The 24665-nt window shown below is 70.8% G+C and carries 22 protein-coding genes; 5 read left to right on the forward strand and 17 right to left on the reverse strand.

Going from position 1 to position 24665, the window contains the following annotated elements; all coding sequences use genetic code 11:
• From ACIBW9_RS28260 to ACIBW9_RS28295, 8 genes are all read right to left on the reverse strand, one after another.
• Nucleotides 1–819: a TrmH family RNA methyltransferase gene (locus tag ACIBW9_RS28260; protein ID WP_398959739.1), complete on the reverse strand. Its 819-nt coding sequence runs from the start codon at nt 817–819 to the stop codon at nt 1–3.
• Nucleotides 820–883: 64 nt separating this feature from the next.
• Nucleotides 884–2116: a uroporphyrinogen-III C-methyltransferase gene (cobA, locus tag ACIBW9_RS28265; protein ID WP_398959741.1), complete on the reverse strand. Its 1233-nt coding sequence runs from the start codon at nt 2114–2116 to the stop codon at nt 884–886.
• Between the two features lie 176 nt (nt 2117–2292).
• Nucleotides 2293–6321 carry a nicotinate-nucleotide--dimethylbenzimidazole phosphoribosyltransferase gene (gene cobT / locus ACIBW9_RS28270; RefSeq protein ID WP_398959743.1) on the reverse strand — a complete coding sequence of 1343 codons (4029 nt, stop codon included), beginning with the start codon at nt 6319–6321 and terminating at the stop codon, nt 2293–2295.
• 392 nt (nt 6322–6713) lie between these two features.
• On the reverse strand, nt 6714–7931 hold the full coding sequence (gene cbiE / locus ACIBW9_RS28275) for a precorrin-6y C5,15-methyltransferase (decarboxylating) subunit CbiE (protein WP_398959745.1): 1218 nt from the start codon (nt 7929–7931) through the stop codon (nt 6714–6716).
• A gap of 101 nt (nt 7932–8032) precedes the next feature.
• Nucleotides 8033–8671 (reverse strand): GNAT family N-acetyltransferase, encoded by a 639-nt coding sequence (locus ACIBW9_RS28280; protein WP_398959747.1) that lies wholly within the window; start codon nt 8669–8671, stop codon nt 8033–8035.
• A gap of 152 nt (nt 8672–8823) precedes the next feature.
• Nucleotides 8824–9660 (reverse strand): MetQ/NlpA family ABC transporter substrate-binding protein, encoded by an 837-nt coding sequence (locus ACIBW9_RS28285; protein WP_398959749.1) that lies wholly within the window; start codon nt 9658–9660, stop codon nt 8824–8826.
• 66 nt (nt 9661–9726) lie between these two features.
• Nucleotides 9727–10464 (reverse strand): methionine ABC transporter permease, encoded by a 738-nt coding sequence (locus tag ACIBW9_RS28290; RefSeq protein WP_398959751.1) that lies wholly within the window; start codon nt 10462–10464, stop codon nt 9727–9729.
• Nucleotides 10461–11498 carry a methionine ABC transporter ATP-binding protein gene (locus ACIBW9_RS28295; RefSeq protein ID WP_398959752.1) on the reverse strand — a complete coding sequence of 346 codons (1038 nt, stop codon included), beginning with the start codon at nt 11496–11498 and terminating at the stop codon, nt 10461–10463. Before ACIBW9_RS28295 ends, ACIBW9_RS28290 begins: the two co-directional genes overlap by 4 nt.
• A 384-nt stretch (nt 11499–11882) precedes the next feature.
• Between ACIBW9_RS28295 and ACIBW9_RS28300 the strand changes: the two genes are divergently transcribed.
• Both ACIBW9_RS28300 and ACIBW9_RS28305 read left to right on the forward strand, forming a co-directional pair.
• Complete coding sequence (locus tag ACIBW9_RS28300) at nt 11883–12242, forward strand: hypothetical protein (protein ID WP_398959754.1); 360 nt, start codon at nt 11883–11885, stop codon at nt 12240–12242.
• A gap of 1 nt (nt 12243) precedes the next feature.
• Complete coding sequence (locus ACIBW9_RS28305) at nt 12244–12666, forward strand: hypothetical protein (RefSeq protein WP_115909283.1); 423 nt, start codon at nt 12244–12246, stop codon at nt 12664–12666.
• Here the strand turns inward: ACIBW9_RS28305 and ACIBW9_RS28310 are convergent.
• From ACIBW9_RS28310 to ACIBW9_RS28320, 3 genes are all read right to left on the reverse strand, one after another.
• On the reverse strand, nt 12656–13153 hold the full coding sequence (locus ACIBW9_RS28310) for a GNAT family N-acetyltransferase (RefSeq protein WP_351466450.1): 498 nt from the start codon (nt 13151–13153) through the stop codon (nt 12656–12658). The two genes, ACIBW9_RS28305 and ACIBW9_RS28310, sit on opposite strands and share 11 nt — an antisense overlap.
• A gap of 46 nt (nt 13154–13199) precedes the next feature.
• Nucleotides 13200–13706 (reverse strand): RNA polymerase sigma factor, encoded by a 507-nt coding sequence (locus ACIBW9_RS28315; protein ID WP_398959757.1) that lies wholly within the window; start codon nt 13704–13706, stop codon nt 13200–13202.
• Between the two features lie 74 nt (nt 13707–13780).
• Complete coding sequence (locus tag ACIBW9_RS28320) at nt 13781–14944, reverse strand: glycerophosphodiester phosphodiesterase (protein WP_398959759.1); 1164 nt, start codon at nt 14942–14944, stop codon at nt 13781–13783.
• Nucleotides 14945–15178: 234 nt separating this feature from the next.
• On the opposite strand from ACIBW9_RS28320, the gene ACIBW9_RS28325 reads away from it, so the two are divergent.
• On the forward strand, nt 15179–15925 hold the full coding sequence (locus ACIBW9_RS28325; RefSeq protein WP_398959761.1) for a lysophospholipid acyltransferase family protein: 747 nt from the start codon (nt 15179–15181) through the stop codon (nt 15923–15925).
• 55 nt (nt 15926–15980) lie between these two features.
• Here the strand turns inward: ACIBW9_RS28325 and ACIBW9_RS28330 are convergent, their stop codons facing one another.
• The 6 genes from ACIBW9_RS28330 to ACIBW9_RS28355 all read right to left on the reverse strand — a co-directional run bounded on the left by ACIBW9_RS28330 (nt 15981) and on the right by ACIBW9_RS28355 (nt 22872).
• On the reverse strand, nt 15981–17492 hold the full coding sequence (locus tag ACIBW9_RS28330) for an MFS transporter (RefSeq protein WP_398959763.1): 1512 nt from the start codon (nt 17490–17492) through the stop codon (nt 15981–15983).
• A complete protein-coding gene (locus ACIBW9_RS28335; protein ID WP_398959765.1) occupies nt 17489–18037 on the reverse strand; it encodes a TetR/AcrR family transcriptional regulator in 549 nt (182 codons plus the stop codon). The genes ACIBW9_RS28330 and ACIBW9_RS28335 overlap by 4 nt, the downstream gene beginning before the upstream one ends.
• 82 nt (nt 18038–18119) lie before the next feature.
• Entirely contained in the window at nt 18120–19091 is a 972-nt protein-coding gene (locus tag ACIBW9_RS28340; RefSeq protein ID WP_398959767.1) for an aldo/keto reductase, read from the reverse strand.
• Nucleotides 19092–19185: 94 nt separating this feature from the next.
• Nucleotides 19186–20004: an alpha/beta fold hydrolase gene (locus ACIBW9_RS28345; protein ID WP_398959769.1), complete on the reverse strand. Its 819-nt coding sequence runs from the start codon at nt 20002–20004 to the stop codon at nt 19186–19188.
• A gap of 195 nt (nt 20005–20199) precedes the next feature.
• Nucleotides 20200–21630, reverse strand: a complete 1431-nt coding sequence (argH, locus tag ACIBW9_RS28350; protein ID WP_398959771.1) for an argininosuccinate lyase — start codon at nt 21628–21630, stop codon at nt 20200–20202.
• A gap of 48 nt (nt 21631–21678) precedes the next feature.
• Complete coding sequence (locus ACIBW9_RS28355) at nt 21679–22872, reverse strand: argininosuccinate synthase (RefSeq protein WP_398959773.1); 1194 nt, start codon at nt 22870–22872, stop codon at nt 21679–21681.
• A 199-nt stretch (nt 22873–23071) separates the two neighbouring features.
• Here ACIBW9_RS28355 and ACIBW9_RS28360 point away from each other — a divergent pair, with 199 nt between their 5' ends.
• Nucleotides 23072–23956 carry a hypothetical protein gene (locus tag ACIBW9_RS28360; RefSeq protein ID WP_398959775.1) on the forward strand — a complete coding sequence of 295 codons (885 nt, stop codon included), beginning with the start codon at nt 23072–23074 and terminating at the stop codon, nt 23954–23956.
• Nucleotides 23957–24074: 118 nt separating this feature from the next.
• Nucleotides 24075–24662 carry a pyridoxamine 5'-phosphate oxidase family protein gene (locus ACIBW9_RS28365; RefSeq protein WP_344405681.1) on the forward strand — a complete coding sequence of 196 codons (588 nt, stop codon included), beginning with the start codon at nt 24075–24077 and terminating at the stop codon, nt 24660–24662.
• The last annotated feature ends 3 nt before the right edge of the window (nt 24663–24665 follow it).

Here is a 24665-nt window from a genome sequence, read left to right on the forward strand (position 1 = left end):
TCATCCCGTCGGGCGGCCCGTGGCCACGGCGTAGAAGGCGACCGCTGCAGCCGCGCCCACGTTGAGGGAGTCGACTCCGTGGGACATGGGGATGCGGACCCACTCGTCGGCGGCGACCAGGGCCTGGGTGGACAGGCCGTCGCCCTCCGCGCCGAGCATCAGGGCCACGCGGTCCATCTTGTGCGGGGCGGCCTCGTCCAGGGACCTGGCCTTCTCGTCGGGGGTGAGCGCGAGGAGCGTGAAGCCCGCCTCGCGGACCGACTCCAGGCCCTTGGGCCAGGTGTCCAGGCGGGCGTAGGGGACGGAGAAGACCGCACCCATCGACACCTTGACGCTGCGGCGGTACAGCGGGTCCGCGCAGTCCGGGGAGAGCAGGACCGCGTCCATGCCAAGGGCGGCCGCCGAGCGGAAGATCGCGCCGATGTTGGTGTGGTCGTTGACCGACTCCATGACCACGACCCGGCGGGTGGTCTGGAGCAGGTCGGCCGCGGTCGGCAGCGGTTTGCGCTGCATGGAGGCGAGCGCGCCGCGGTGCACGTGGTAGCCGGTGACCTGTTCGGCCAGGTCCGGGCTGACCGCGTACACCGGGGCCGGAAGCTCGTCGATGACGTCACGCATGACGTCGACCCACTTCGCGGACAGCAGCATCGAGCGCATCTCGTACCCGGCGTCCTTCGCCCGGCGGATGACCTTCTCGCCCTCGGCGATGAACAGGCCCTCGGCCGGTTCACGCTTGCGGCGCAGCTCCACGTCGGTCAGGCCTGTGTAGTCGCGCAGGCGCGGGTCGTCGGGATCCTCAACGGTGATGAGATCGGCCACAGGGTGATACTGCCTTGTCCTGGGTGTGGTGCCAACGGCTGTGTACGACTTGGGTTACCCGCGGTTACGCGGATGTCTGCGGCCCTACGCCGACGACCGCGCCGATGACGATGACCGCCGGCGGCTTGACCTCCTGCGTACGCACCGTTTCGCCGACCGTCGCCAGGGTCGCGTCGACGCGGCGCTGGGCGGCCGTGGTGCCCTCCTGGACCAGGGCGACGGGGGTGTCGGCCGGCTTGCCGTGTGCGACCAGCGTCTCGGCGATCTTTCCGATCTTGTCCACGCCCATCAGGATCACGAGCGTGCCGGTGAGCTTCGCCAGGGACGCCCAGTCGACCAGGGAGCGCTCGTCGTCGGGGGCGACATGGCCGCTGACGACCGTGAACTCGTGCGCGACGCCCCGATGGGTGACCGGGATGCCGGCCGCGCCCGGGACCGAGATCGAGCTGGAGATGCCGGGCACGACGGTGCAGGGGATGCCGGCCTCGGCGAGGGCGTTCAGCTCCTCCATGCCGCGGCCGAAGACGTAGGGGTCGCCGCCCTTCAGGCGTACGACCGACTTGCCCTGCTTTGCGTGCTCGATCAGGGCGTTGTTGATGGCCTCCTGGGCCATGAAACGGCCGTACGGGATCTTCGCGGCGTCGATCACCTCGACATGCGGCGGGAGTTCGGCGAGGAGGTCGCGGGGGCCGAGGCGGTCGGCGATGACGACGTCGGCCTCGGCGAGCAGGCGGCGGCCACGGACCGTGATGAGGTCCGGGTCGCCGGGACCGCCGCCGACGAGGGCGACGCCCGGGGTGCGGGTGCGGTGGTGGGGGGCGACGAGGGTGCCGTCGCGCAGGCCCTCGACGACCGCGTCCCGGATGGCGGCGGTGTGGCGGGGGTCGCGGCCGCGGGCCTCAGTGGTGAGGACGGCGACCGTGACGCCCTCGCTGTGGCCGGTCGCCGGGGTCCAGGCGGTGGCGGCGTCGGCGTCGTCGGAGCGGACGCACCACACGCGGTGGCGTTCCGCCTCGGCGGAGGCCCGGGTGTTCGCCTCCGTGTCGCCGGTGGCGATCAGGGCGTACCAGGCGTCCGCGAGGTCGCCTTCGGCGTACGGGCGCCTGTGCCAGGTGATCTCGCCCGCGTCGGCCATGGCCTCGACGGAGGGGGTCGCCTCGGGGGACACGAGGACGATGTCCGCGCCTGCCGCGATCAGGGCCGGCAGGCGGCGCTGGGCGACCTGGCCTCCGCCGAGGACGACCACTTTGCGGCCGGTGAGGCGGAGGCCTACGGGGTAGGCGGGGTTTTCGGCCATGAGGGTGCGGCTCCTCTTTTACGGCGGTGCAGTGGCCCTGACGTGCGGATTTTAAAGGGCGGGAGGGTGTAGCGGCTCACGTGGTCCAGTGGCTGAGCGCCGTCGCCGGGTACAGGTCCGTGGTCCGTGCCCACCCGTTCCGCCCTGCGGAACGACTGCCCACGGACCACTTACGCCTACTTTTCGGTTACCCCTGCGGAGTCGAACGTCGCCACCTCGTGCATCGCCCGGGCCGTGCTCTGGACGAGCGGGAGGGCCAGGAGGGCGCCCGTGCCCTCGCCGAGGCGGAGGTCGAGGTCGACCAGGGGGCGCAGGCCCAGCTTGTTGAGGGCCGCCACGTGGCCCGGTTCGGCGCTGCGGTGGCCCGCGATGCAGGCCGCGAGGACCTCCGGGGCGATGGCGCGCGCGACCAGGGCCGCGGCACCGGCGCTGACGCCGTCCAGGATCACGGGGGTGCGCAGGGATGCGCCGCCCAGCAGGAGGCCCACCATCGCCGCGTGCTCGAAGCCGCCGATCGCGGCGAGGACGCCGATGGGGTCGGCCGGATCCGGCTGGTGCACCTCGATGGCACGGCGGACGACCTCGGTCTTGCGGGCCAGGGTCTCGTCGTTGATGCCGGTGCCACGGCCGGTCACCTCGGCCGGGTCGGTGTCCGTGAAGACCGAGATCAGGGCGGCGGAGGCCGTGGTGTTGGCGATGCCCATCTCGCCCGTCAGCAGCGCCCTGTTGCCGGCCGCCACCAGGTCGCGGGCCGTCTCGATGCCGACCTCGATGGCCTGCTTGGCCTCCTCGCGGGTCATCGCGGGACCGGTCGTCATGTCGGAGGTGCCCGCGCGGACCTTTCGGGGCAGCAGGCCGGGGGTGGCGGGCAGGTCGGCCGCGACGCCGACGTCCACCACGCACACCTCGGCGCCGACCTGACCGGCGAAGGCGTTGCAGACCGCTCCCCCGCCGAGGAAGTTGGCCACCATCTGGGCCGTCACCTCCTGCGGCCAGGGGGTGACGCCCTGGGCGTGCACACCGTGGTCGCCCGCGAAGATCGCGACGGCCGCGGGCTCCGGGATCGGCGGCGGGCACTGGCGCGAGAGCCCGGACAGCTGCGCGGAGATGATCTCCAGCATGCCGAGCGCGCCGGCCGGCTTGGTCATCCGCTTCTGCCGCTCCCAGGCCTCGCCGAGCGCCTTGGCGTCCAGCGGGCGGATCTGGGCGACGGTCTCGGCGAGCAGGTCGTGCGGCTCCTCGCCGGGCAGCGCGCGACGGCCGTAGGTCTCCTCGTGCACGACCCAGGACAGCGGGCGGCGCTTGGACCAGCCGGCCTGCATCAGCTCGGGCTCGTCCGGGAACTCGTCGACGTACCCGACGCACAGGTAGGCGATGACCTCCAGGTGCTCGGGCAGGCCGAGCGCACGGACCATCTCGCGCTCGTCGAAGAAGCTGACCCAGCCGACGCCGAGGCCCTCGGCGCGGGCGGCGAGCCAGAGGTTCTCCACGGCGAGCGCGGCGGAGTACGGCGCCATCTGCGGCTGGGTGTGGCGGCCCAGGGTGTGGCGGCCGCCGCGGGTCGGGTCGGCGGTCACGACGATGTTCACCGGGGTGTCGAGGATGGCCTCGATCTTCAGTTCCTTGAACTGCTTCGCCCGGCCCTTGGGCAGCGACTTCGCATACGCGTCGCGCTGGCGCATGGCCAGTTCGTGCATGGTGCGGCGGGTGTCGGCGGAGCGGATGACGACGAAGTCCCACGGCTGCGAGTGGCCGACGGACGGGGCCGTGTGCGCGGCCTCCAGGACGCGGAGCAGCACCTCGTGCGGGATGGGGTCGCTGCGGAAGCCGTTGCGGATGTCACGGCGCTCGCGCATGACCTTCATGACCGCCTCGCGCTCCGCGTCGTCGTAGGCGGGCGCGGCCGGGCCGGTGGACTGTCGTGCTTCTTCCACTGCGGCCGTGCTCTCTTCTTCCTGGTCGGCGGCCCTGGTGTCCAGGTCCTCCGCGTGCTGTACGAGGTCGGGATCGGCCTCCCGCGGGGCGGGGACCTTGACGACCGGCTCCGGCGCCTGCGCCGCCTCCGGCGGGAGGGTGAGTGCGTGCGGCGGGGTCGGGGCGAGGTGCGGGGTGGTCGGCACGGACCCGTCCACGAGGACGAACTGGCCGAGGGACGCGTCGCTCTGCGGGTCCGCCGGCTCCGCGGCGAGCGGCTGGGGGGTGTCCGTGCCGGGGCTCGGCTGGGCCGGGTCCGCGGCCTCGTCGGCCGGGAGGGCGGGCGGGGCCCCGGCGGAGACTACGGCCGGCTCCGGTGCCAGGGGCTCTGCGGGGTGCGCCTGGTCCGCCGGGGACCCCGCGTCGGCCGGTTCGGCGGCCGGGGCAGCGACGGCAGTGGCCTCGGGGTGCACTTCGGCGTCCGGGGTGGTGTGGACAGGACCGCTGTGATGCTCTGTCGCCACACCGTGGGGGGAGGGGGCGGGGGCGGCGGTCGCCTCTGCGGACGGCGCCACGGGCTGCACCGCGTCCGGGGCTGCCGGGAAAGGCGTTGCTCCGGCGGCCGCCACGGGCACGTGCGCGGACGGCTCAACGGTGTGCGGAGGCTCGGCGGCGACGGCCTGAACGGGCTCGGTGGTGATGGCCTGAGCTGGTTCGAGGACGACGGGCTGGGGCGCAGCCGGGTCGGCGACGTGGGCGGCTTGGCCGGCATCCGGGGCCACGGTCTCCGGTGCCTGTGCGGCCTCGGGGGCGACTGCTGCCGGTGCCTGTTCGATGTGCGGTGCGACCGTCTCAGGGAGCTGCGCGGCTTCCGGTGCGATCGCCTCGGGGAGCTGACCGGCCTCGGCGGCCACTGCCTCGGGCACCTGTACGGCCTCGTCGGCGCCTGCCTCGGGGAACTGCTCGGCCCCCGCCGCGACGGCCTCGGACGACTGCCGGCTCTCGGGTGCCACGGCCACGGCGACCTGCGGTGCTTCGGGCGCCACAGCCGCGGCGGGCTGCTCGCTGCCGGGGGCGGCGGCCTCGGTGAGCGGTGCGCCCTCGGACGTAACGGCGTCGGCGATCGGTGCCGCAACGGGCTCGACGATCGGCGCGGCCTCTGCCGCGGGCCCCTCGGCGACCGGCGCGCTCTCGACCGTGGGCGCCTGTTCCGGCACGTGGGTCGGCTCCGGAACCTGGCCGGACTCCGGGACAGGAGCCGGGACGGCCTCGGGCCCAGGGGCCGGTACGGCCTCCACCACACCGGGCACCTCGGGCTGCCCGGCTTCGGGTGCGACTCCGGCCACGGGAGCTGGTCCGGTCTCCGGCGCGGAGGCGGCCGGCTCCTCCGGCCCGGCATCCGAAGCCGACGGGGCAACCGCGCCCTGCTCCACGTCTTCAGTGGCTCCCGCAGGAGGAGCCTGCGCGGCGAACTCGCCCGGAGCCCCGTGCCCGCTCTCCGAGGCGGCGAATCCGCCGGGAGCGGCATGCCCGTCCCCGGCAACCGGTCCACCGGCAGCCTGCCCGCCCTCCACGGCGGACACCCCCACCGGAACGTGTCCGCCCACCGGGCCGTGGGCCACGCCGACGTCACCGGTCTGCGCCGCCGGAGCGGTCTGCATGGCGATGTGGGCCAGGGCGGGCTGCGCGGCGGCCACTGGCTCCGCGCTCGGTTCGGCCGCCGGAACAACCGTTTCCGCAGCCGGTGCCTCGGCGTTCACCGGTGCCGCCGCCTGCACCGCGGCCTGCGCCTGGGCGCCCCAAGGGGCCGCGCTCTGCGGAGGCATCTGGTGCTGCTGGGGGGCGTCGAAGTACTCGGGGCCGGTGGCGGGCGTGGCGGGCTGGCGTACCGGTGCCCCCGCGGGGCCGCGGTCGGCGAGGGAGCGGACCGGGCTTGCCGAGGTGTCGGGGATCGGCGGGCCGAGGTGCAGCGGGCGACGCGGCGTCACCGGTGCGGGGGCGGGCGCCGGGCCCGGGAGGCGGACGCCGCCGAGGTCGACCGAGCCGCTGTCGCGGCCCGCCGTCTCGTGCGGGCCCGGCTCGTGCACGGCCTCGACGACCGGCTCGGGCGCGGGCGGGGCGACCTCGTTGCCCCACGGGCTCTGGGCCCCCGGCAGCAGCAACAGGTCTTCGTCCTCGGCGGTGGTCTCGGAGAGGTAGGTGTACGCACCGTGCGCGTGGACGCCCGGCTGTTCCACCATGCCTGCGCTCTCCGGCAGCCCCTCGCCCGGGACCTGGCCGGTGTCGGTCATGCGTACCCCTCGCCCATCGGATTAGTGCTTCTACGTCCAGCCCACCGGGAGCGGCGCACCGACCGCCCCCGCAGTGAAGAACGAGCGTGCCTGCCCAGCGGCACGAACGACCCGCCCGTAAAAGGCGACAAAGCCATTCAGTGGCATTGTCCCGGCCGTTCCTCCGTCACGACAGGTTGATCCGTGACGACCCGCTGTGGACTGCGCCACGTTGCGCGTCCTCCGGTTCTGCCGTACCGCACCCACCCCAAAAGGGGTGCGTTTTCCGGACATTGACGAACGAAGTTCCGGGCCACCTGGTGCGGTACAACGGTCGGCCAGCCTACCGCGAGCGGTACGACTACAGGATCACCGGGACGGCAGAAACCAGGATCACTGGGACGGCGCCAGGGTCACGATGCGCGCCCCGGGAGCGTGCCACTGAGCAGGAACGCAACGCTCCGCTCCGTCTCCGTCCAGGCCCTGGTGTCGAGTTCGACGGACTGGATCAGGGCGCACTCGACCTGGTAGCCGTGCTCGGTGAGGTCCCGGCCGACGAGTTCGGCCGCGTCGCGGGTCGCGGCGTGGGTGACGATGCGCTGCGGGCGGCGGTCGGCGACCGCGGAGACCACGGCCGCTCCCCCGCCGCCGACCCGGACGACGTCCGGCTCGGGGAGGTTCTCCAGGACGTGCGGGGCCGTGCCCTGCACGATCTGCAGCTGGACGCCGAAGTGCCGGGCGGCGGCGTCCGTGCGGGCACAGGCCTCCAGGGCACGGTCGACGGCGATCACGGCGGCCCCGGCGCGTGCGGCCTCGGTCGCGAAGGCGCCGCTGCCGCAGCCGATGTCCCAGACGAGGTCCCCCACCCGCGGGCCGAGCCGGGCGAGTTGGGCGGCGCGCAGCAGATCCGTCTCGCCCTCGCCTAGCGGGCCGTCGTAGGCCTCGGCGGGCTGGGTCCAGCCGCGCGGTCCGGCTGCCGGGTCGCGGCCGGACAGCCAGCCGCCGCCCTCGGAGACGCCCGGCCCGGCGGGTCCGCCGATGACGATGACGACGTTCGGGTCGCGCCAGGTGTGGTCGGGGGCCTTGTCGGAGGTGACGACGGTGACCTGTTCGCGTTCGGTGCCGAGTTCCTCGCAGATGACGAAGGTGCGGTGGACACCTTCGAGGAGCAGGCCGAGTTCGGCGGGGCCCGCACCCGGTGAGGTGAGGACGGCGACTTTGGTGTGGGCGCGGCACACATTCACCGCGCGTCGCAGGGTGCGGCGGTGTGCGACGACCACTTGGGCGTCGTCCCAGGGCATACCGGCGCGGGCGAAGGCCGCGGCCACGGAGGAGACGGCGGGGACGACCTCGACCTCAAGGCCGAACTCGGGTGCGCGCAGGGTTCGTACGACGCCGAAGAAGCCGGGGTCGCCGTCGGCCAGGACGACCGCGGTGCCGCGGTGGCCGGCGATGCGGCGGGCGGCGAGTGCGACGCTGCCGAGGCGGATGCGCTCGGCGCGGGGCGGCACTTCGGGGAGCGCCAGGTGGTGGGCGGCACCGGCCACCAGCGTGGCGGCGCCCAGGGCGGAGCGGGCCGCGGCGGTCAGGGGCGAGCCGTCCCAGCCGATCACCGTGACACGGTCGGCCATCGTCGTCGGTCTCCAGGGGTTTTGCGCAGGTCGGGCTCCGTGAGGGTACCTGGTCTCAGGTGTGGGCCCTCGAGCCCCCAGGTTCCAGTTCCGGTCGGTTTTCAGTTCCAGTCGGTGAAGGTCGTGAAACCGCCGTTGTCGGCCAGTTCCTCGCCCGCGCCGTCGAGGTCCTCCGGCAGCAGGCTCCACACGATGAAGTCGGTGCGTACGTCGCTCCAGGTGCCGTCCTCGGCGCGGACGTGGGCTATGCAGGCGTTGCGCAGGACGCCCTCGCTGATACAGCCGATCTTCTGGGCGACCTGCTGGGAGGCGGTGTTGTCGGCGGCCGTGCGCAGCTCGATGCGCTCCAACTTCTGGTCGCCGAAGAGCCATTGTGCGGTGGCGAGGGCGGCCTCCGAGGCGTAGCCCTCGCCGCGCGCCCACGGGGCGATGATGTACGACAGCTCGGTGGACCGCACCTGCCAGTTGGTCTTGGCGAGCTGGACGATGCCGACCAGGCGCTGGGTGAGGAACTCGGTGACGGCGAGATCGAGTCCGCGGCCCGCCGCCCGCTCGGTCGGGGCGTACTCGGTGATCCAGTGGCGGGCCTGGTCCTCGGTGAAGGGCTGGGGGACGTCGGTCCAGGCGCCGACCTGCTCGTCGTTCATCATCTCGGCAAGCCCGTTCACGTCGTCCTCGTCGAGGGGCCGCAGCACCAACCGCTCCGTGCTGATGGAGATGTTGGGGAAGGTGCTAGTCATGCGCCACTCCGTAACCTTCGGAAAACTTCAGGGCCTGCTGAACTGCCCAGCATGCAGCATCGAGGCGCTGAACTGCACCACGGGGTCCACCCGCGGTGAGCGAGTGGACCCCGTGCGTGGCGATACGCCGTATACGTGCCTCGGGAGAAGGCTCAGAAGGACGGGATGACCGAGCCCTGGTACTTGTCCTCGATGAACTTCTTCACCTCGGGCGAGGTGAGCAGCTTGGCGAGCTTCTTCACCCGCGGGTCCTTCTCGTTGCCCTTCTTCACCGCGAGGAAGTTGCCGTAGGGGCTGTTCTTCGCGGACTCCAGGACGAGGGCCTCCTTGGCGGGCTTGATGCCCGCGGAGATGGCGTAGTTGCCGTTGACGACCGCGGCGTCCACGTCGTCCAGGGAGCGCGCGGTCTGGGCCGCCTCGACCTCCTTGAACTTGAGGTTCTTCGGGTTCTTGGCGATGTCCTGGGGGGTCGCTTCGCTGCCGGCGCCGTCCTTGAGCGTGATGAGGCCGTTGGCGGCGAGCAGCTTGAGGGCGCGCGCCTCGTTCACGGCGTCGTTCGGGACGGCGATCGTCGCGCCGCTCTTCAGCGCGTCGGCCTTCTTGACCTTGTGGGAGTAGAGGCCGAGCGGCTCCAGGTGCACGGTGACGACGGGCACGATGTGGGTGCCGCGCTTCTTGTTGAAGTCGTCGAGGTACGGCTGGTTCTGGAAGTAGTTGGCGTCCACCGAGCCGTCCTCGGTCGCGGTGTTCGGGACGATGTAGTCCTGGAACTCCTTGACCTGCAGGTCGAGTCCGGCCTTCTTCGCCAGGTTCTTCTTGACGAAGTCCAGGATCTCGGCGTGCGGGGTCGGGCTCGCGGCGACGATCAGCGGTCCGCTGTAGTCGGAGGAGCTCGAGGCGGAGTCGGTGCCCGAGCCGCAGGCGGTGAGCCCGAAGGTGAGGGCTCCGGCGGCGAGGACGGCAGTGCTGAGCTTTGCGGTGTTACGCACGAAAAGTGCCTTTCCTTATGGGTGGAGCGACCCCGCGGTTGGTGGTGCGGGGAGTCTGTGGGGTGCTTACGCGGCGTGGCCGACGTCGGCCGAGGCGGGCTCCTTGGCCTTCAGCAGGCGCAGCTTCGGCGCCGGGCCGGACCGGCCGCCCCGTCCGTGGAGCGAGCGGGCCGCGTAGTCGCCGGCGAACTGGATGACCGAGATCACGACGGCGAGAATCGCCACGGTGATCCACATGAGTTCGGTCTCGAAGCGCTGGTAGCCGTAGCGGATGGCGATGTCGCCGAGACCGCCGGCGCCGACCGTGCCGGCCATGGCGGAGTAGCCGATGAGGGCGACGATCGTGGTGGTGGTGCTGGAGATCAGCGAGGGCAGCGACTCGGGGACGAGGACCTTGCGGACGACGGTCCAGGTGTTGCCGCCCATCGACTGCACGGCCTCGACCAGCCCGCCGTCCACTTCGCGGACAGCCGTCTCGACAAGGCGCGCGAAGAAGGGGATGGCCCCGATGGCGAGCGGCACGATGGCGGCCTCGCGGCCGATGGTCGTGCCGGTGATCCAGCGGGTGAAGGTCATCAGCGCGACCATGAGGATGATGAACGGCATCGAGCGGGCGACGTTCACGATCTGCCCGAGGACCTTGCTGGCCAGGACGTTCTGCAGCAGTCCGCCCCGGTCCGTGAGCACGAGCAGGATGCCGAGCGGGAGCCCGCCGACGACGGCGATCAGCGTGGACCAGCCGACCATGTAGAGGGTGTCCCAACACGCCTGCGACAGCAGCGGCTGCACTTCCGTCCAGGTCACAGCTGGGCACCTTCCTTCAGCAGCACGGGCTCCTGGCCCAGCACCTCGATCTGCAGGCCCTGTTCGCGCAGGAAGCCGATCGGCACGACGTTGTCCTCGTAGCGGCCGGGCAGTTCGATGCGCATCCGGCCGACCTGCAGTCCGCCGACGGTGTCGATGGCGGCGCCCAGGATCGAGATGTCGATGTTGTAGGTGCGCGAGAGCTGCGAGATGACGGGCTGGGTGGCAGCCTCGCCCTGGAAGGTGACGTCGACGACGGTGCGGTCGTCGCCGGTGGCCTCGCCGTTCACCGGGAAGAGCGCGGAGGCCAGCTCCGAGCCGGAGGTCGCGAGCAGTTCACTCACCGTCCCGGACTCGACGATGCGGCCCTTCTCCATCAGGGCGGCCGAGTCGCAGATCGACTTCACGACGTCCATCTCGTGGGTGATGAGCAGAACGGTCAGGCCGAGCTGCCGGTTCAGGTCGCGCAGCAACTGGAGGATGGAGCGGGTGGTCTCCGGGTCGAGGGCGCTGGTCGCCTCGTCGGAGAGCAGCACCTTCGGGTCGCCGGCCAGGGCGCGGGCGATGCCGACGCGCTGCTTCTGGCCGCCGGAGAGCTGGGCGGGGTAGGCCTTCGCCTTGTCCGCGAGGCCCACCAGGTCAAGCAGCTCGAGTGCCTTGCGGGAGCGCTCCTTGCCGGACCTGCCGAGGATCTCCAGCGGCAGCTCGACATTGTCCTGGACGGTGCGCGTGGACAGCAGGTTGAAGTGCTGGAAGACCATGCCGATACGGCTGCGTGCCCGGCGGAGCTCCTTGCCGGCGCGGGGTCCGCGCCCCGCGAGGGCGGTGAGCTCCTGCCCGGCGACGGTCACCGTCCCGGCGGTGGGCCGCTCCAGCAGGTTGACGCAGCGGATGAGGGAGGACTTGCCGGCGCCGGACTGGCCGATGACGCCGTACACCTCGCCTTCGCGGACATGCAGGTCTACGCCGTCCAGGGCGGTGACCTCACGGCCGCGTGAGCGGTAGACCTTGGTCAGGCCTGAAGTCGTGATCACTGGATTTCCGTCACTGTCGAGTACGCGGGCGTGGGTGTGCCCTGGTACGGAAGGGAAAGTCATGCGCGGCGGGCTCGGTCACATACGGCGGAATGCGTACGGACATGCCACGGCGGCTCGCTTCGGGGCGCGAGGCTCAGAGGTGGTGCAGGGGGCCCTCTAGAAGGCGCGCATTCGACACATACAACGAGCACCGGGCGTCATGGTCGCCTCGGTCGCAAGGGTGCGGCAGCTCGTCGTGGTCATGCGATCAGTAAAGCAGACGTATCGGAGCGACCGAGAACCCGCTGTCCACATGGCGGACAGTGATGGACAGGCATCGGCCGCACAGGGACCGCCCGGGCCGGGCGCGGCAGGTCTTTTGGGCCGTAATAAGGTCGCTGCATGCTTGATGCCCTGACGCTGGTGACCGGTGTCGCCGCGCTGCTGCTCGCCGCCTGGTGCGGCTGGGCCGCCTATCGAGACGAGCCGACGAAGGACTGGCACTTCATCGGCATGGCCGTGGTGTCGCTGCTGGCCGTGGTGCAGCTGGTGATCGGGATCGTGCAGCTGGCGCGGGGCGAGAAGCCGGAGCAGGGCACGACGATCTTCGTGGCGTATCTGCTGGGCGCGTTCGCCTGTGTGCCGGCGGCGGGGTTCATGTCCCTGGCGGAGCGCACCCGTTGGGGTTCGGTGACGGTGGCCGCCGGCGGTATCGTCCTGGCCGTTCTCGAAGTGCGGCTCTACGACATCTGGGGAGGCTGAGGTGACCTCGGTGCAGGAGAAGCCCACGAGGACGCGGCTGATCGGCGGGCCGGGGATGCTGCTGGTCTGGTTCTACGGCGTGATGGTCGTCGGCGCCGTGTCACGGTCCGTCTACCAGATCGCGACCGAGTTCGACCGGGCACCGCTCGCCTACTCGCTGTCCGCCGTCGCGGGTGTCGTCTACGGCTTCATCACGTACTCACTGGTACGCGGCGGCGAAACCGCCCGCAAGGCGGCACAGGTGTGCTGCGCCGCCGAACTCGCGGGTGTGCTGGTCGTCGGTACCTGGACCCTGGTCGAGCCCTCCGCCTTCCCGGACGCGACGGTGTGGTCGGACTACGGCATGGGGTACGTCTTCATCCCCGTACTGCTGCCGCTGTCCGCGCTGTACTGGCTGCGCAGGAACCGCGCCGTCACGCAGTAGCCACGTACGCCTCGGCCGGCTTCTCCAGCACGATCATGGGCACCCCGTCGCTGCCCTGCGAGGTGCCCACGGCCTGGTAGCCCACCCGGCGGTAGAGCCGCAGGTTGCCCTCGCTGCGGTGGCCGGTGTGGAGGCGGAACACCTTGGCGCCGCGCTCCTCCGCCAGCGCCGACTCGGCCGCGCGCAGCAGCCGCGCGCCGATGCCGTGGCCCTGCAGACGGGGGTGGACGCAGAGCTTGCCGATGGAGGCGGAGCCGTCCTCGGTGACGCGGCCGCGGACCGAGCCGACGACCTCCTCGCCGAGCCGCGCCACATAGACGCAGTCGGCGGCCACCTCCTGGCGCACCGAGTCCAGGCTCTGGACGAGCGGGTCGATGCGGTAGTTGCCGTACAGCGCCGCCTCGCTCTGGAAGCACAGGTACTGGAGCCTGAAGATCTGCTCTGCATCCTGCTCGGTCGCCACCGAGATGGTCACGCTCATGCCCATGTGCGCACGCCTCCCGCTCACCTGATCGCCACGTTGTCCCTCACTCCTATCCCCGCGGTTCGCGGGCCGCAACCTCCGGCGAGAGCAAACGACGGAGACAACCCAGGCATCTGGAACGTTCCGGGCCGAGACTGCCCTGTGAGATACCCAACTCCCCCGCGATTTCCCGGTATGTCAGGTCCTTCGGGGACAGCAGGGCCTCCACCAGGCTGGGGCAGCGGCCGGGCAGACGGCGGACGGCCTCCCGCAGGGCCCTGCCGCGGGCCGCATCGAGGGCCAGCTGCTCGGGGTCGCGGTCGACGTCGTCGGCCGGCTCGATGCCGTACGGCCGTTCGTGTCGGCTCCTACGGCGGGTGCGACGCACCTCGGAGCGGACGGCGCTGCGCAGCCAGCGCTGGGGGTCGGAGGGCGGGCCGTCCGCCTGGAGGTGTTCCAGGAGGCGGAGCCAGACCGCCTGTTCCAGGTCGCCGGGCTCGGCCCCGGAGGCATGTGCCTCGGCCGAGGCCTCGGCGGTGAGCAGCGGGCGCAGAGCGGCAACCAGGTCGTGCGTCATATGCGGTTCGACGCGGCCGCCCGGGGCCCAGTTGCCCGGACGGCCGACGATTCACCCCAACCGGGGTCGGGGGCTCAGCCGTTGACGAAGTCCTCGCGGGCCAGCACGCCGGTGTCGGCGTTGTCCGTGAAGACGCCGTCGATGCCGGTGGCGAAGTACGTCCTGAAGGCTCCGAAGGGGTCGCCGTACGCGTCCGCGGCCGTGCCCTTGCGGTACTCCGCCGGCAGGAACGGGTTCTCGTTGCGCATGGTGTACGGGTGCAGGATCAGGCCGACCTTGTGCGCGTCGGAGACGAGGGTGGTCGGCTTGTCGAGGCTGCCGTCCGCCTTCTTGGTGATGATCAGGTCGAGGGTCGGGCCGAGGCCCTGCGCGTAACCGGCTATCTCCCTGAGGCCCTTCGGGGTGATCAGGTCGGCGACGGTGCGCGGGTCGCCCGCCTCGACGAAGTCCCAGGGGCGGCTGTTGGCGGCGGACAGGAGCACCACCAGTGGGTTGTCGACCAGCTTGTTCAGGCGCTGGATGCTGCTCGGCTCGAAGGACTGGAGGATGACGGGCGAGTTCCGCCGGTCCTTGCCGTACTTGTGCAGCAGCTTGGCGACCCGCTCCTCCAGGCCGAGGCCCAGCTTGCGGAAGTAGGTGGGGTGCTTGGTCTCCGGGTAGATCCACACCTGCTTGCCGCGCTTGCGGGTCTGCTCGTCCTGCCACTTCAGGACCTCTTCGAAGGTGGGGATCTCCCAGCGGCCGTTGTAGATCGTGTTGTGCGGGCGGTTGGCCGGGATCCGCTCGACCGCGCGCAGCGTCTTCAGCTCCGCAAGGGTGAAGTCCTCGGTGAACCAGCCGGTGGTGGAGACGCCGTCCAGCACCTTGGTGGTCCTGCGGTCGGCGAACTCGGGATGGTCGGCGACGTTCGTCGTCCCGCCGATCTCCGGCTCGTGCCGGCACACCAGATGGCCGTCCTTGGTGGGGACCAGGTCGCCGGCCTCGACGACGTCGGCGCCCAGGTCGAGGGCCAGGTTGTAGGAGCCGAAGGTGTGCTCGGGCCGGTAGCCGCTGGCTCCGCGGTGGCCGATGATCGTCGGCTTGGGCAGGCTCTTCAGCCCGCCGTGCGCGGAGCCGGCGCCCGCGGCTCTCGCCGTACCGGACAGGCCGAGTACGGCTCCGCCCGCGCCGAGTACCGCCGCGCCGAGCAGTGCCCGTCGTCCGGCGCCGCCTGTCTGCTCGTTCTCCTGCGTTCCCATGAGCGCCTCCCCTGACGTCGGCTCGGTCTGTTCTGTCGGCGCGCCGATCGTAGGGGCGTGGACATGACGCGAGGGAGGCGTTGCACGGAACACGTGGGTGACTCGGGATGTCGTATCGCTCGCCCGTTCGGCGGCGAGTCGTCCGTCACATCGTTCCGGCCTGTTACCGGCCGGCAACGGCGCGTCACCCCAGGTAAACCCGCGTCAACACTGCGTAAGACCTCGGTGAACCCGATGTGCAAGACCCCGGTGACCGCGAGTATCGTCCTCACCTGCACAGACTCATATCCCTTGACACCGGAGGGCCCGTTGTCCCGCTTCGTGCTCATCAAGGCAGTGCTCGGACCGATCATGCGCCTGATGTTCCGCCCACGGGTGGAGGGCGCGGAGCACATCCCGGGCGACGGTCCGGTCATCCTGGCCGGCAACCACCTGACCTTCATCGACTCGATGATCCTGCCGCTGGTCTGCGACCGCCAGGTGTTCTTCATCGGCAAGGACGAGTACGTCACCGGCAAGAGCCTCAAGGGCCGGCTGATGGCCTGGTTCTTCACCGGCGTCGGCATGATCCCGGTGGACCGCGACGGCGGCCGGGGCGGGGTGGCCGCGCTGATGACGGGGCGCCGCGTACTGGAGGAGGGCAAGGTCTTCGGGATCTACCCCGAGGGCACGCGGTCGCCCGACGGTCGGCTGTACCGGGGGCGCACCGGCATCGCGCGGCTGACGCTGATGACGGGGGCGCCTGTCGTTCCCTTCGCGATGATCGGCACCGACAAGTTGCAGCCGGGCGGGGCGGGGATGCCCCGGCCGGGCCGCGTCACTGTTCGTTTCGGCGAGGCCATGGAGTTCTCGCGGTACGACGGGATGGACCGGGATCGGTATGTGCTGCGGGCGGTTACCGACTCGGTGATGGCTGAGGTCATGCGACTGTCGGGCCAGGAATACGTGGACATGTACGCGACCAAAGCCAAGGCTGCGTAGCGGTTCGTTGTCGAGTGCGGGTGCATGGGGGCTGGTCGCGCAGTTCCCGCGCCCCCTAAAGCCGCTGCCGTCGCAGTAGGAACCAAGCGACCGCGGCTGTCGCGAGCAAGACTGCTGCACCTACCCCTGACGCCACACTCAGGCCGTTGACGAAAGCCTCTCGGGCGGACGACAGCATCGTCTGTGCCGTATCCGTCGGCATACCGGCCGCCGCCTCTACCGCGCCCCCCAGTGACTCGTGCGCCCCTGCCGGCGTTCCCGCCGGAGCCGCGAAACCCCGGTAGACGCCCGTCACGATCGAGCCCAGGATCGCGATGCCGAGGGCCGCGCCCAGTTCGTACGCCGTTTCCGATACGGCGGAGGCCGCGCCCGCCTGTTCCTTCGGGACGGAGGAGAGGATGACGTCGGCCGTCACCGTGAAGGAGAAGCCGGCGCCCACTCCCACGACGAGGAGCGCGGTGCCGAGGAGCGGGTAGCCGGTCGACTGGTCGATGACGGTCAGCGCCGCCAGGGCGAGGCCCACCGCTGCCAGGCCGCCCGCCACGACCACCCGTACCGAGAAGCGACGCGCCGCGCGGCCCGCGATCAGGCCGGCCGCCACGGCGCCCACCGCCGCGGGCAGTTCGGCCAGGCCCGCCTCGAACGGGTGCCTGCCCTGGACGAGTTGCAGGTACTGGGAGAGGAAGAAGACCAGGCCGGACAGGCCGAGGATGGTCAGCAGGTCGGCCAGGACCGCGGCGCTGAAGCCGCGGTTGCGGAACAGGCGCATGTCCAGCAGCGGGGTGGGGAGCGTGAGCTGGCGGCGGATGAACCGGTACAGCGCCGCCGCGCCCAGTGCGCCCGCGGCGAGCGTGGGCCACTCGAAGCCGTGGGTCGCGGCCTCCTTGACCGCGTAGACCACGCCGATCACACCGACCAGTGACAGGGCGACGCTGGTCAGGTCCCACGGGCCCGGGTTCGGGTTGCGGGACTCGGGCAGGGTGCGGATGCCGACGAGAACCAGGACCACCATCACGGGGAGATTGATCAGGAAGACCGAGCCCCACCAGAAGTGTTCGAGCAGGAAGCCGCCCGCAATGGGGCCTACGGCCGTGCCCGCGGAAGCCGTCGCGCCCCAGATGCCGACCGCGAGGCTGCGTTCGCGCGGGTCGTGGAAGAGGTTGCGGATCAGGGCGAGGGTGGCGGGCATGAGGGTGGCGCCCGCGACGCCGAGCAGGGCGCGGGCCAGGATCATCAACTCCGGTGTCGTCGCATAGGCGTTGAGGACCGAAATCGCGCCGAAGGCCGTGGCGCCGCCGAGCAGGATCCGCTTGCGGCCTATTCGGTCGCCGAGGCTGCCCATCGACACCAGCAGGCCCGCGATGACGAAGGAGTAGACGTCTCCGATCCACAGGAGCTGGGTGCCGGAGGGCTTGAGGTCCTCGCTGATGTAGGGGGTCGCGAGACCGAGGACGGTCGCGTCGACGGCCACCAGCAGCACGGCGAGCACCAGGACGGACAGCGCCAGCCAGCGGCCAGGGCGCTTCACCGCCTCGGTCGCGGTCGCCGGCTGCAGGGTGCTGGTCATGATTCCTCTCTCCGTAGCGCGCCGCCGAGCAGCAGCTCGGCGACCATATGGGTGAAGTCCTTGGGGGCGACGCGGCCGTCGTGCATGGCCCAGGCGCATGAGGCGATCAGGCCGTAGAGCGCCTCGGTGAGCCAGACGGGGGTGAGATCGATACGGAACTCGCCCGCTTGCTGTCCGCGCACGAACAGCGCGCCCATGCGGGCGTCGAGCCGCTGCCAGCCCGCGTCCTGGCCGGTTTCCCAGAGCTGGCTCTCGCCGTACAGGAAGGCGAGCAGTCCGGCGGCGGGCTGGAGCTCGCGCACCAGCCTGCGCACGGCCTCGCTCGCGGTTCCCTCGTCCAGCCGGGCGGCGTCCAGCGCCGCCTCGCACTCCGCGATGCCGAGCGCCTCCAGCGCCCGTACCAGTGGGTCACGGCCCGCGAAGTGGCGGTGCAGCGTGGCGCGGCTGATCCCGGCGGCCTTGGCGACCTCGTCCATGGTCGCGGTGGATTTGCGGGTCAGCAGGGCTGCGGCGGTGCGCAGCACGTGGTCACGGTCGACGGCCATGAGACGACAATAACGCATGTGAGACACTGATGTCTCATTGTGGGCGCACGCGTCTCACGAAAGGGGTGGGGCCCGCTGGATCTCAGTGCCAGGGCAACTGCCCGCGCCGCTCCCAGTACGCCTGCGGCTTCTCCACGAGTTCGGCCAGGCGGGCCAGCTGGTCCTCGTCCAGGTCCACGACCGCCGCGTGCAGATTGGAGGCGAGCTGGGTGGCGGTCGCAGCGCCGGAGAGCACGACCCCGGCCCAGGGCTGGCGCAGGATCACGGCGAGCGCCACCGCATCGCAGCCCAGAGACGTTTCTGCGGCTACGGCCTTCAGGACGTCCGGTGCATAGGGGTCCGCGAGGCGGCCGTTGGCCATGCCCTCCTTGACGATCACCGCGAGCCCGGCGTCGTGCGCCTCGGCGAGGGCGGGGCCGGCCGAGGTCTCCAGGATGTTGTACGTCGACTGGACGGTACGGAAGAGGGGCTCGCCGTCGACCGTCACGTCGAGGGCGGCGCGGATGGCCTCGGCCTGCGCGGGGCCGCTGGTGGAGAAGCCGATGGTGGTGCCCTGGGCGGCCGCCTCCGCCAGCTTGGCGTGGAGTTCCTTGTCGGTGAGGGCCGGGCTGTCCGGGGTCACCGAGTGGATCTGGTAGAGGTCCAGGCGGTCGCCGAGCAGTTCGGCGCTCTCGGCGCGCTGGCGCTCGTAGGTCTGGACGCTGTGGTCCTTGACCTCGTGCTTCTCGGCGTCGGTGGTCCAGTCGGCGGTATACGTGTAGCCCCATTTGCTGCCCACCACGATGTCGTCGAAGGAAGGGCGGGCGTTCAACCAGTCGGCGAGGAACTCCTCGGAGCGGCCGTAGGAGCGGGCCACGTCGAAGTAGCGGACGCCCTGGGCGTAGGCCGCGTCGAGGAGTTCGTGTGTGCGCAGGCGCAGGGCGTCAACGGTGCGCTCGGCCGGGAGGTCGCCCTCCCGGCCGAGGTTGATGTAGCCCGGACGGCCGACGGCGGCGAGACCCAGTCCGATGTGCGCGGTGGGCGTGGTCGCGTGGGCCAGGCGGCTGAAGGGCATGGTGGCTCCCTGCACGTTCGGCGGAGGAGATCCCGCGTCAGGAGGGGGATCTCGCACCAATCTACCCAGCCTCCTGCGGTTCAGCCCGCCCTGCTCAGACGCAGTGCGGCACGAAGGCGGGGTCGGCCGGTCCCTTGCGTTCCAGGGCGTTGAGGACCCACTGCTCGACCAGTGGCGACTTGGGTGCCTGGTCGTGCTCGGTGGTGTCGAGCGGGCAGCGGTCCTGGAGGAGGACGTTGGTCACGTACGAGCCCGGGCCCTTGAGGAAGGCGCTGGTGTACGGCACCACGACCTCGTCGTACTTGGTGGCGATCGCCGTGTAGTCGGGGCCCACCGGGGTCTCCGGGTCGGAGTTGAGCTTGTGCAGGAAGTCCGAGCCGGCGGTCTGGTCGACGCAGGAGTCGCAGACGGTGGCGCCGGCCGCGAGGGCGAGGGGGTTGGTGGTGCCGTGGTTGGACGGCACGATGCCGACGAGGTCGTCGACCTTGGTCGCACCGCCGAGGAACTTCACGTAGTAGCGGGGCATCATGCCGCCCTGGCTGTGCCCGACGATGTCCACTTTCTTCGCGCCGGTCGCGCCGAGCACGGCGTTCACGAAGTCCCGCAGCTGGGCCGCCGAGTCCGGGATCGGGGCGGTCTCCAGGCCGCCGTACTCGAAGGAGAAGACGCAGTAACCGGCGTTCGCCAGCGCGGGCGAGAGGGTCAGCCAGTTCTCGTACGAGGTCTTGAAGGTGCCGTTCACCAGGACCACCGGCTGCGGATGGGCCGAGTCCGGCTTGCACGACCAGTCATTGGCGCCGGGCGGTGGGGTGTCGGCGGCGCCCGCGGGGGCGGTGAGACCGAAGGCGCACCAGGCGGCTATGGCGGTGACGGCGAGAAGGCGGGCTGTTGTTCTGGTACCTCGGGCGCGCATGACGTCCCTTTCATGCTCGGCTGCGATCGACCGGCGTTCGGCATTGTCGACCGGGTAACCGGAATGGTTACCTCCGAGTAGAGCTGCGTCAAGGTTTCGGCCACTGGCCGAATCTCATCTGTTACCAAGCGGTCCGGGCAGCACGAAGGGCCCGGACGCGCTGTCCGGGCCCTGCTGTGCGCTGCGGTGCGGCGGTCAGGCCTGCTTGGCCGTGGCCCATGCGTGCTGTGCCGCCACATCCGCCTTGACCTCCGCGAGCTGCACGGCGACCGCACTGGGCGCCGTGCCGCCACGGCCGCTGCGGGAGGCCAGGGCGCCCGGCACGTTCAGGACCGTGCGCACCTCGGGGGTCAGATGGGCGGAGATCTTGGCGAACTGCTCGTCCGTCAGCTCGTCCAGTTCCTTGCCCTCCGCCTCGGCGGCCTTCACGCACTCACCCGCGACCTCGTGCGCCACCCGGAACGGGACGCCCTTCTTGACCAGCCACTCGGCGATGTCGGTGGCGAGGGAGAAGCCGGCCGGGGCCAGCTCCTCCATGCGCTCGCGGTGCACGGTGAGCGTCGCCATCATGCCGGTGAAGGCCGGGAGCAGCAGCTCCAGCTGGTCGACGGAGTCGAAGACCGGCTCCTTGTCCTCCTGCAGATCGCGGTTGTACGCGAGCGGCAGGGCCTTGAGCGTGGCCAGGAGGCCTGTCAGGTTGCCGATCAGACGGCCGGACTTGCCACGCGCCAGCTCGGCGATGTCCGGGTTCTTCTTCTGCGGCATGATCGACGAACCCGTGGAGAAGGCGTCGTGCAGGGTCACGAAGGAGAACTCCTTCGTGTTCCAGAGGATGATCTCCTCCGCGATCCGGGAGATGTTGACGCCGATCATCGCGGTGATGAAGGTGAACTCGGCGACGTAGTCGCGGGAGGCCGTGCCGTCGATGGAGTTGCCGACGCTGCCGTGCTCGAAGCCGAGGTCCTTGGCGACCGCCTCCGGGTCCAGGCCGAGGGAGGAGCCCGCGAGGGCGCCCGAGCCGTACGGCGAGACCGCCGTGCGCGCGTCCCACTGGCGCAGCCGCTCCGCGTCCCGGGACAGCGCCTGGGCGTGGGCCAGGACGTGGTGGGCGAAGAGGACCGGCTGGGCGTGCTGGAGGTGGGTACGGCCGGGCATCGCCACCTCCGGGTGCGCCTCCGCCAGGCCGACCAGGGCGTCCTGCAGGTCGGCGATCAGGCCGGCGATGGTGCGGGCGTGGTCCCGGAGGTACATCCGGAAGAGGGTCGTCACCTGGTCGTTGCGGGAGCGGCCCGCGCGGAGCTTGCCGCCGAGGTCGGGCCCTAGGCGCTCCAGGAGACCGCGCTCCAGCGCGGTGTGGCAGTCCTCGTCGGCGATCGTGCCCACGAAGGAGCCGTCGGCCACGTCCGCCTCGAGCTGGTCGAGCCCGGCGATCATGCGCGTCAGCTCGTCGTCCGTGAGCAGGCCCGCCTTGTGCAGCACGCGCGCGTGGGCTCGCGAACCGGCGATGTCGTAGGGCGCCAGCCGCCAGTCGAAGTGGACGGAGGCGGACAGCTTCGCCAGGGCCTCGGAGGGACCGTCGGCGAAACGGGCGCCCCAGAGCCGTACGTCACCGCTGTTGCTGCTCACTTGCGTTGCTCCTAGGGAGGGTGTGGATGTGACCGGGCCTGTCTGGCCTTATGCGAGGTCCCGCTTGGCTGCGATCTTCGACGACAGGCTGTAGATGTCGATGAAGCCCTTGGCCGCGGCCTGGTCGAAGGTGTCACCAGTGTCGTACGTCGCGAGGTCGAAGTCGTAGAGCGACGTGCTGGAGCGGCGGCCCGTCACGACCGCCCGGCCGCCGTGCAAGGTCATGCGGATGTCGCCGTTCACATGCCGGTTCGCCTCGTCGATGAAGCCGTCGAGGGCGCGCTTGAGCGGGGAGAACCACTGGCCGTCGTAGACGAGTTCGCCCCAGCGCTGCTCCACCTGCCGCTTGTACCGGGCGAGTTCACGCTCGACGGTGACGTTCTCCAACTCCTGGTGGGCCGTGATGAGGGCGATCGCGCCCGGGGCCTCGTAGACCTCGCGGGACTTGATGCCGACGAGGCGGTCCTCGACCATGTCGATGCGGCCGATGCCCTGGGCGCCGGCACGCTCGTTGAGCTGCTGGATCGCCTGGAGGACGGTGACGGGCCTGCCGTCGATCGCGACCGGGACGCCCTGCTCGAAGGTGATGATCACCTCGTCGGCGTCACGCGGGGTCGCCGGGTTCGAGGTGTACTCGTAGATGTCCTCGATCGGGGCGTTCCAGATGTCCTCCAGGAAGCCCGTCTCGACCGCGCGTCCGAAGACGTTCTGGTCGATGGAGTACGGGGACTTCTTGGTGGTGGCGATGGGGAGCTGCTTCTGCTCGCAGAACGCGATCGCCTTATCGCGAGTCATCGCATAGTCGCGGACCGGGGCGATGCACTTGAGGCCGGGGGCGAGGGCGACGATGCCGGCCTCGAAGCGGACCTGGTCGTTGCCCTTGCCGGTGCAGCCGTGGGCGACCGTGGTGGCGCCGTGCTTGTGGGCGGCGGCGACGAGGTGCTTGACGATCGTCGGCCGGGAGAGCGCGGAGACCAGCGGATAGCGGTCCATGTAGAGGGCGTTGGCCTTGATCGCCGGGAGGCAGTACTCCTCGGCGAACTCGTCTTTGGCGTCGGCGACTTCGGCCTCGACGGCGCCGCAGGCGAGGGCGCGCTTGCGGATGACGTCCAGGTCCTCGCCGCCCTGGCCGACGTCGACCGCGACGGCGATGACCTCGGCGCCCGTCTCCTCGGCGATCCAGCCGATGGCGACGGAGGTGTCCAGACCGCCTGAGTAGGCGAGTACGACGCGCTCGGTCACGGGGGTCTCCTCACACCGCGTTCACTGACCTGCATGAGTATGCAGTGCTCTGCATGATTCGTCAATCGGCTCGGCTGGGAGCGGAGGCGTGGAGAAGTTCTGAAAGACCGTTGAACAAACGAAACCGCTTACCCGTACTTCACCCCGAACGCCGGCGCCGCGTCTGTACACCCACTCCTGACCCAAGTGAGGCATCCGCATGTCCAGGGCTCTTCCGAAGTACAACAAGCGTCGCGTCGCGATCATCGGCGGCGCTGCCGCGGTGGCGCTGTCCGGAGCGGTGATCGCCGGTTCCGCACTCGCCGGGACGCCGTCCAAGAGCAGCGGGACCAACGCCCGGACCCTGGCCGCGTCCCCCGGCACCATCGCCTGCCAGGACGTCGCCTCCAAGCTCCCGGCGATCCCCGCCTCGGCGCAGGCCGAGGTCACCCGCAACCTCACCCTGCTGCAGACGCAGATCCAGGAGGCCAACAACCGACTGCAGAGCACGGTCGGCCAGGGCGGCCCCAACTTCGTGCAGAACGCGATCCTGGGACCCCTCAAGGACAAGCGGGTGGCCACGATCAACCGCATCGCCACCGCCATCGGTCGTACGGCGGCCAAGCCGACCGGCCTGGACGCGCTGGCGCCGTGCACCCTGAACGCCGGTGGCGCGAACGCCGGTGCCAACTCCGGCAACGCCAACAAGGGCGGCGCCAACAAGGGGAACGCGAACGCGGGCAACACCAACGCGGGCAACGCCGACAAGGGCAACGCCAACGCGGGCAACGCCGGCTCCGGCGCCTCCGCCGCGGGCACCATCAGCTGCCCGGACGTCGCCTCCAAGCTCCCGGCGATCCCCGCCTCCGCGCAGGCCGAGGTCACCCGCAACCTCACCCTGCTGCAGACGCAGATCCAGGAGGCCAACAACCGACTGCAGAGCACGGTCGGCCAGGGCGGCCCCAACTTCGTGCAGAACGCGATCCTCGGCCCGCTGGCCGACAAGCGGAAGTCGACCATCGACCGCATCGCGATCTCCATCGGCCGCACCGCCGCCAAGCCGACCGGCCTCGACTCCCTGGCCGCCTGCACGCTCACCAAGTAACGGGCGTGACAGGTGCTGTGGTCGCCCCGATTCAGCGCCGGCCGGGGCGACCACGGCCGGCAAGTGGAGCCCGTAATTCCTTAGACGGGCGAAAGGTTTGCGTCCATAATCGTGACACGTGGGAAAAACTTATGAACGCATAGACGGCAGGCTGCGCACGTTCATCGAGGCGCAGCCCCTCTTCTTCACCGCGACCGCACCCCTCTCCGGCGACGGCACGGTCAACCTCTCCCCCAAGGGCCTCAAGGGCTCCTTCGCGGTGATCGACGAACTCACCGTGGCCTATCTGGACTTCGCCGGATCCAACGCGGAGACGATCGCGCATCTGCGGGAGAACGGGCGTATCACGCTGATGTGGTGCGCCTTCCAGGGCCCGCCGAACATCGTGCGGGTGCACGGGCGGGGAGAGCCCGTCTTCCGCGACGACCCCCGCTTCAAGGAACTGCTCACCCATTTCCCGGACATCGACCCGACCCCGCACGGCCTACGGGCGGTCATCCTCGTGACGGCCGAACTCGTCCGCGACACCTGCGGTTACGCCGTCCCCTTCATGACCTACGACGAGGACCGTGACCTGCACGGCAAGCGCTTCGCGCGCGAGGACGACGCCTCGCTCGGCGAGTACTTCGCCAAGAAGGAGCACATCGCCACGAGCCTGGATGGCCTACCCGGGCTGCCGTTGCCGCTGCCCCCGTCTACGGTCTGAGCC

It is taken from the genome of Streptomyces sp. NPDC049541, from assembly GCF_044465725.1.
Lineage (GTDB): Bacteria > Actinomycetota > Actinomycetes > Streptomycetales > Streptomycetaceae > Streptomyces.

Excerpts from the sequence above, each read along its gene's own strand:
- ACIBW9_RS28315 (WP_398959757.1), bottom strand. The coding sequence starts at position 13,706 with ATGACGCACGACCTGGTTGCCGCTCTGCGCCCGCTGCTCACCGCCGAG.
- cbiE (WP_398959745.1), bottom strand. The coding sequence starts at position 7,931 with ATGGCCGACCGTGTCACGGTGATCGGCTGGGACGGCTCGCCCCTGACC.
- cobT (WP_398959743.1), bottom strand. The coding sequence starts at position 6,321 with ATGACCGACACCGGCCAGGTCCCGGGCGAGGGGCTGCCGGAGAGCGCA.
- ACIBW9_RS28360 (WP_398959775.1), top strand. The coding sequence starts at position 23,072 with ATGTCCAGGGCTCTTCCGAAGTACAACAAGCGTCGCGTCGCGATCATC.
- ACIBW9_RS28345 (WP_398959769.1), bottom strand. The coding sequence starts at position 20,004 with ATGCGCGCCCGAGGTACCAGAACAACAGCCCGCCTTCTCGCCGTCACC.
- cobA (WP_398959741.1), bottom strand. The coding sequence starts at position 2,116 with ATGGCCGAAAACCCCGCCTACCCCGTAGGCCTCCGCCTCACCGGCCGC.
- ACIBW9_RS28310 (WP_351466450.1), bottom strand. The coding sequence starts at position 13,153 with ATGGGCATGAGCGTGACCATCTCGGTGGCGACCGAGCAGGATGCAGAG.
- ACIBW9_RS28330 (WP_398959763.1), bottom strand. The coding sequence starts at position 17,492 with ATGACCAGCACCCTGCAGCCGGCGACCGCGACCGAGGCGGTGAAGCGC.
- ACIBW9_RS28320 (WP_398959759.1), bottom strand. The coding sequence starts at position 14,944 with ATGGGAACGCAGGAGAACGAGCAGACAGGCGGCGCCGGACGACGGGCA.
- ACIBW9_RS28300 (WP_398959754.1), top strand. The coding sequence starts at position 11,883 with ATGCTTGATGCCCTGACGCTGGTGACCGGTGTCGCCGCGCTGCTGCTC.
- ACIBW9_RS28280 (WP_398959747.1), bottom strand. The coding sequence starts at position 8,671 with ATGACTAGCACCTTCCCCAACATCTCCATCAGCACGGAGCGGTTGGTG.
- ACIBW9_RS28340 (WP_398959767.1), bottom strand. The coding sequence starts at position 19,091 with ATGCCCTTCAGCCGCCTGGCCCACGCGACCACGCCCACCGCGCACATC.
- ACIBW9_RS28325 (WP_398959761.1), top strand. The coding sequence starts at position 15,179 with ATGTGCAAGACCCCGGTGACCGCGAGTATCGTCCTCACCTGCACAGAC.
- ACIBW9_RS28335 (WP_398959765.1), bottom strand. The coding sequence starts at position 18,037 with ATGGCCGTCGACCGTGACCACGTGCTGCGCACCGCCGCAGCCCTGCTG.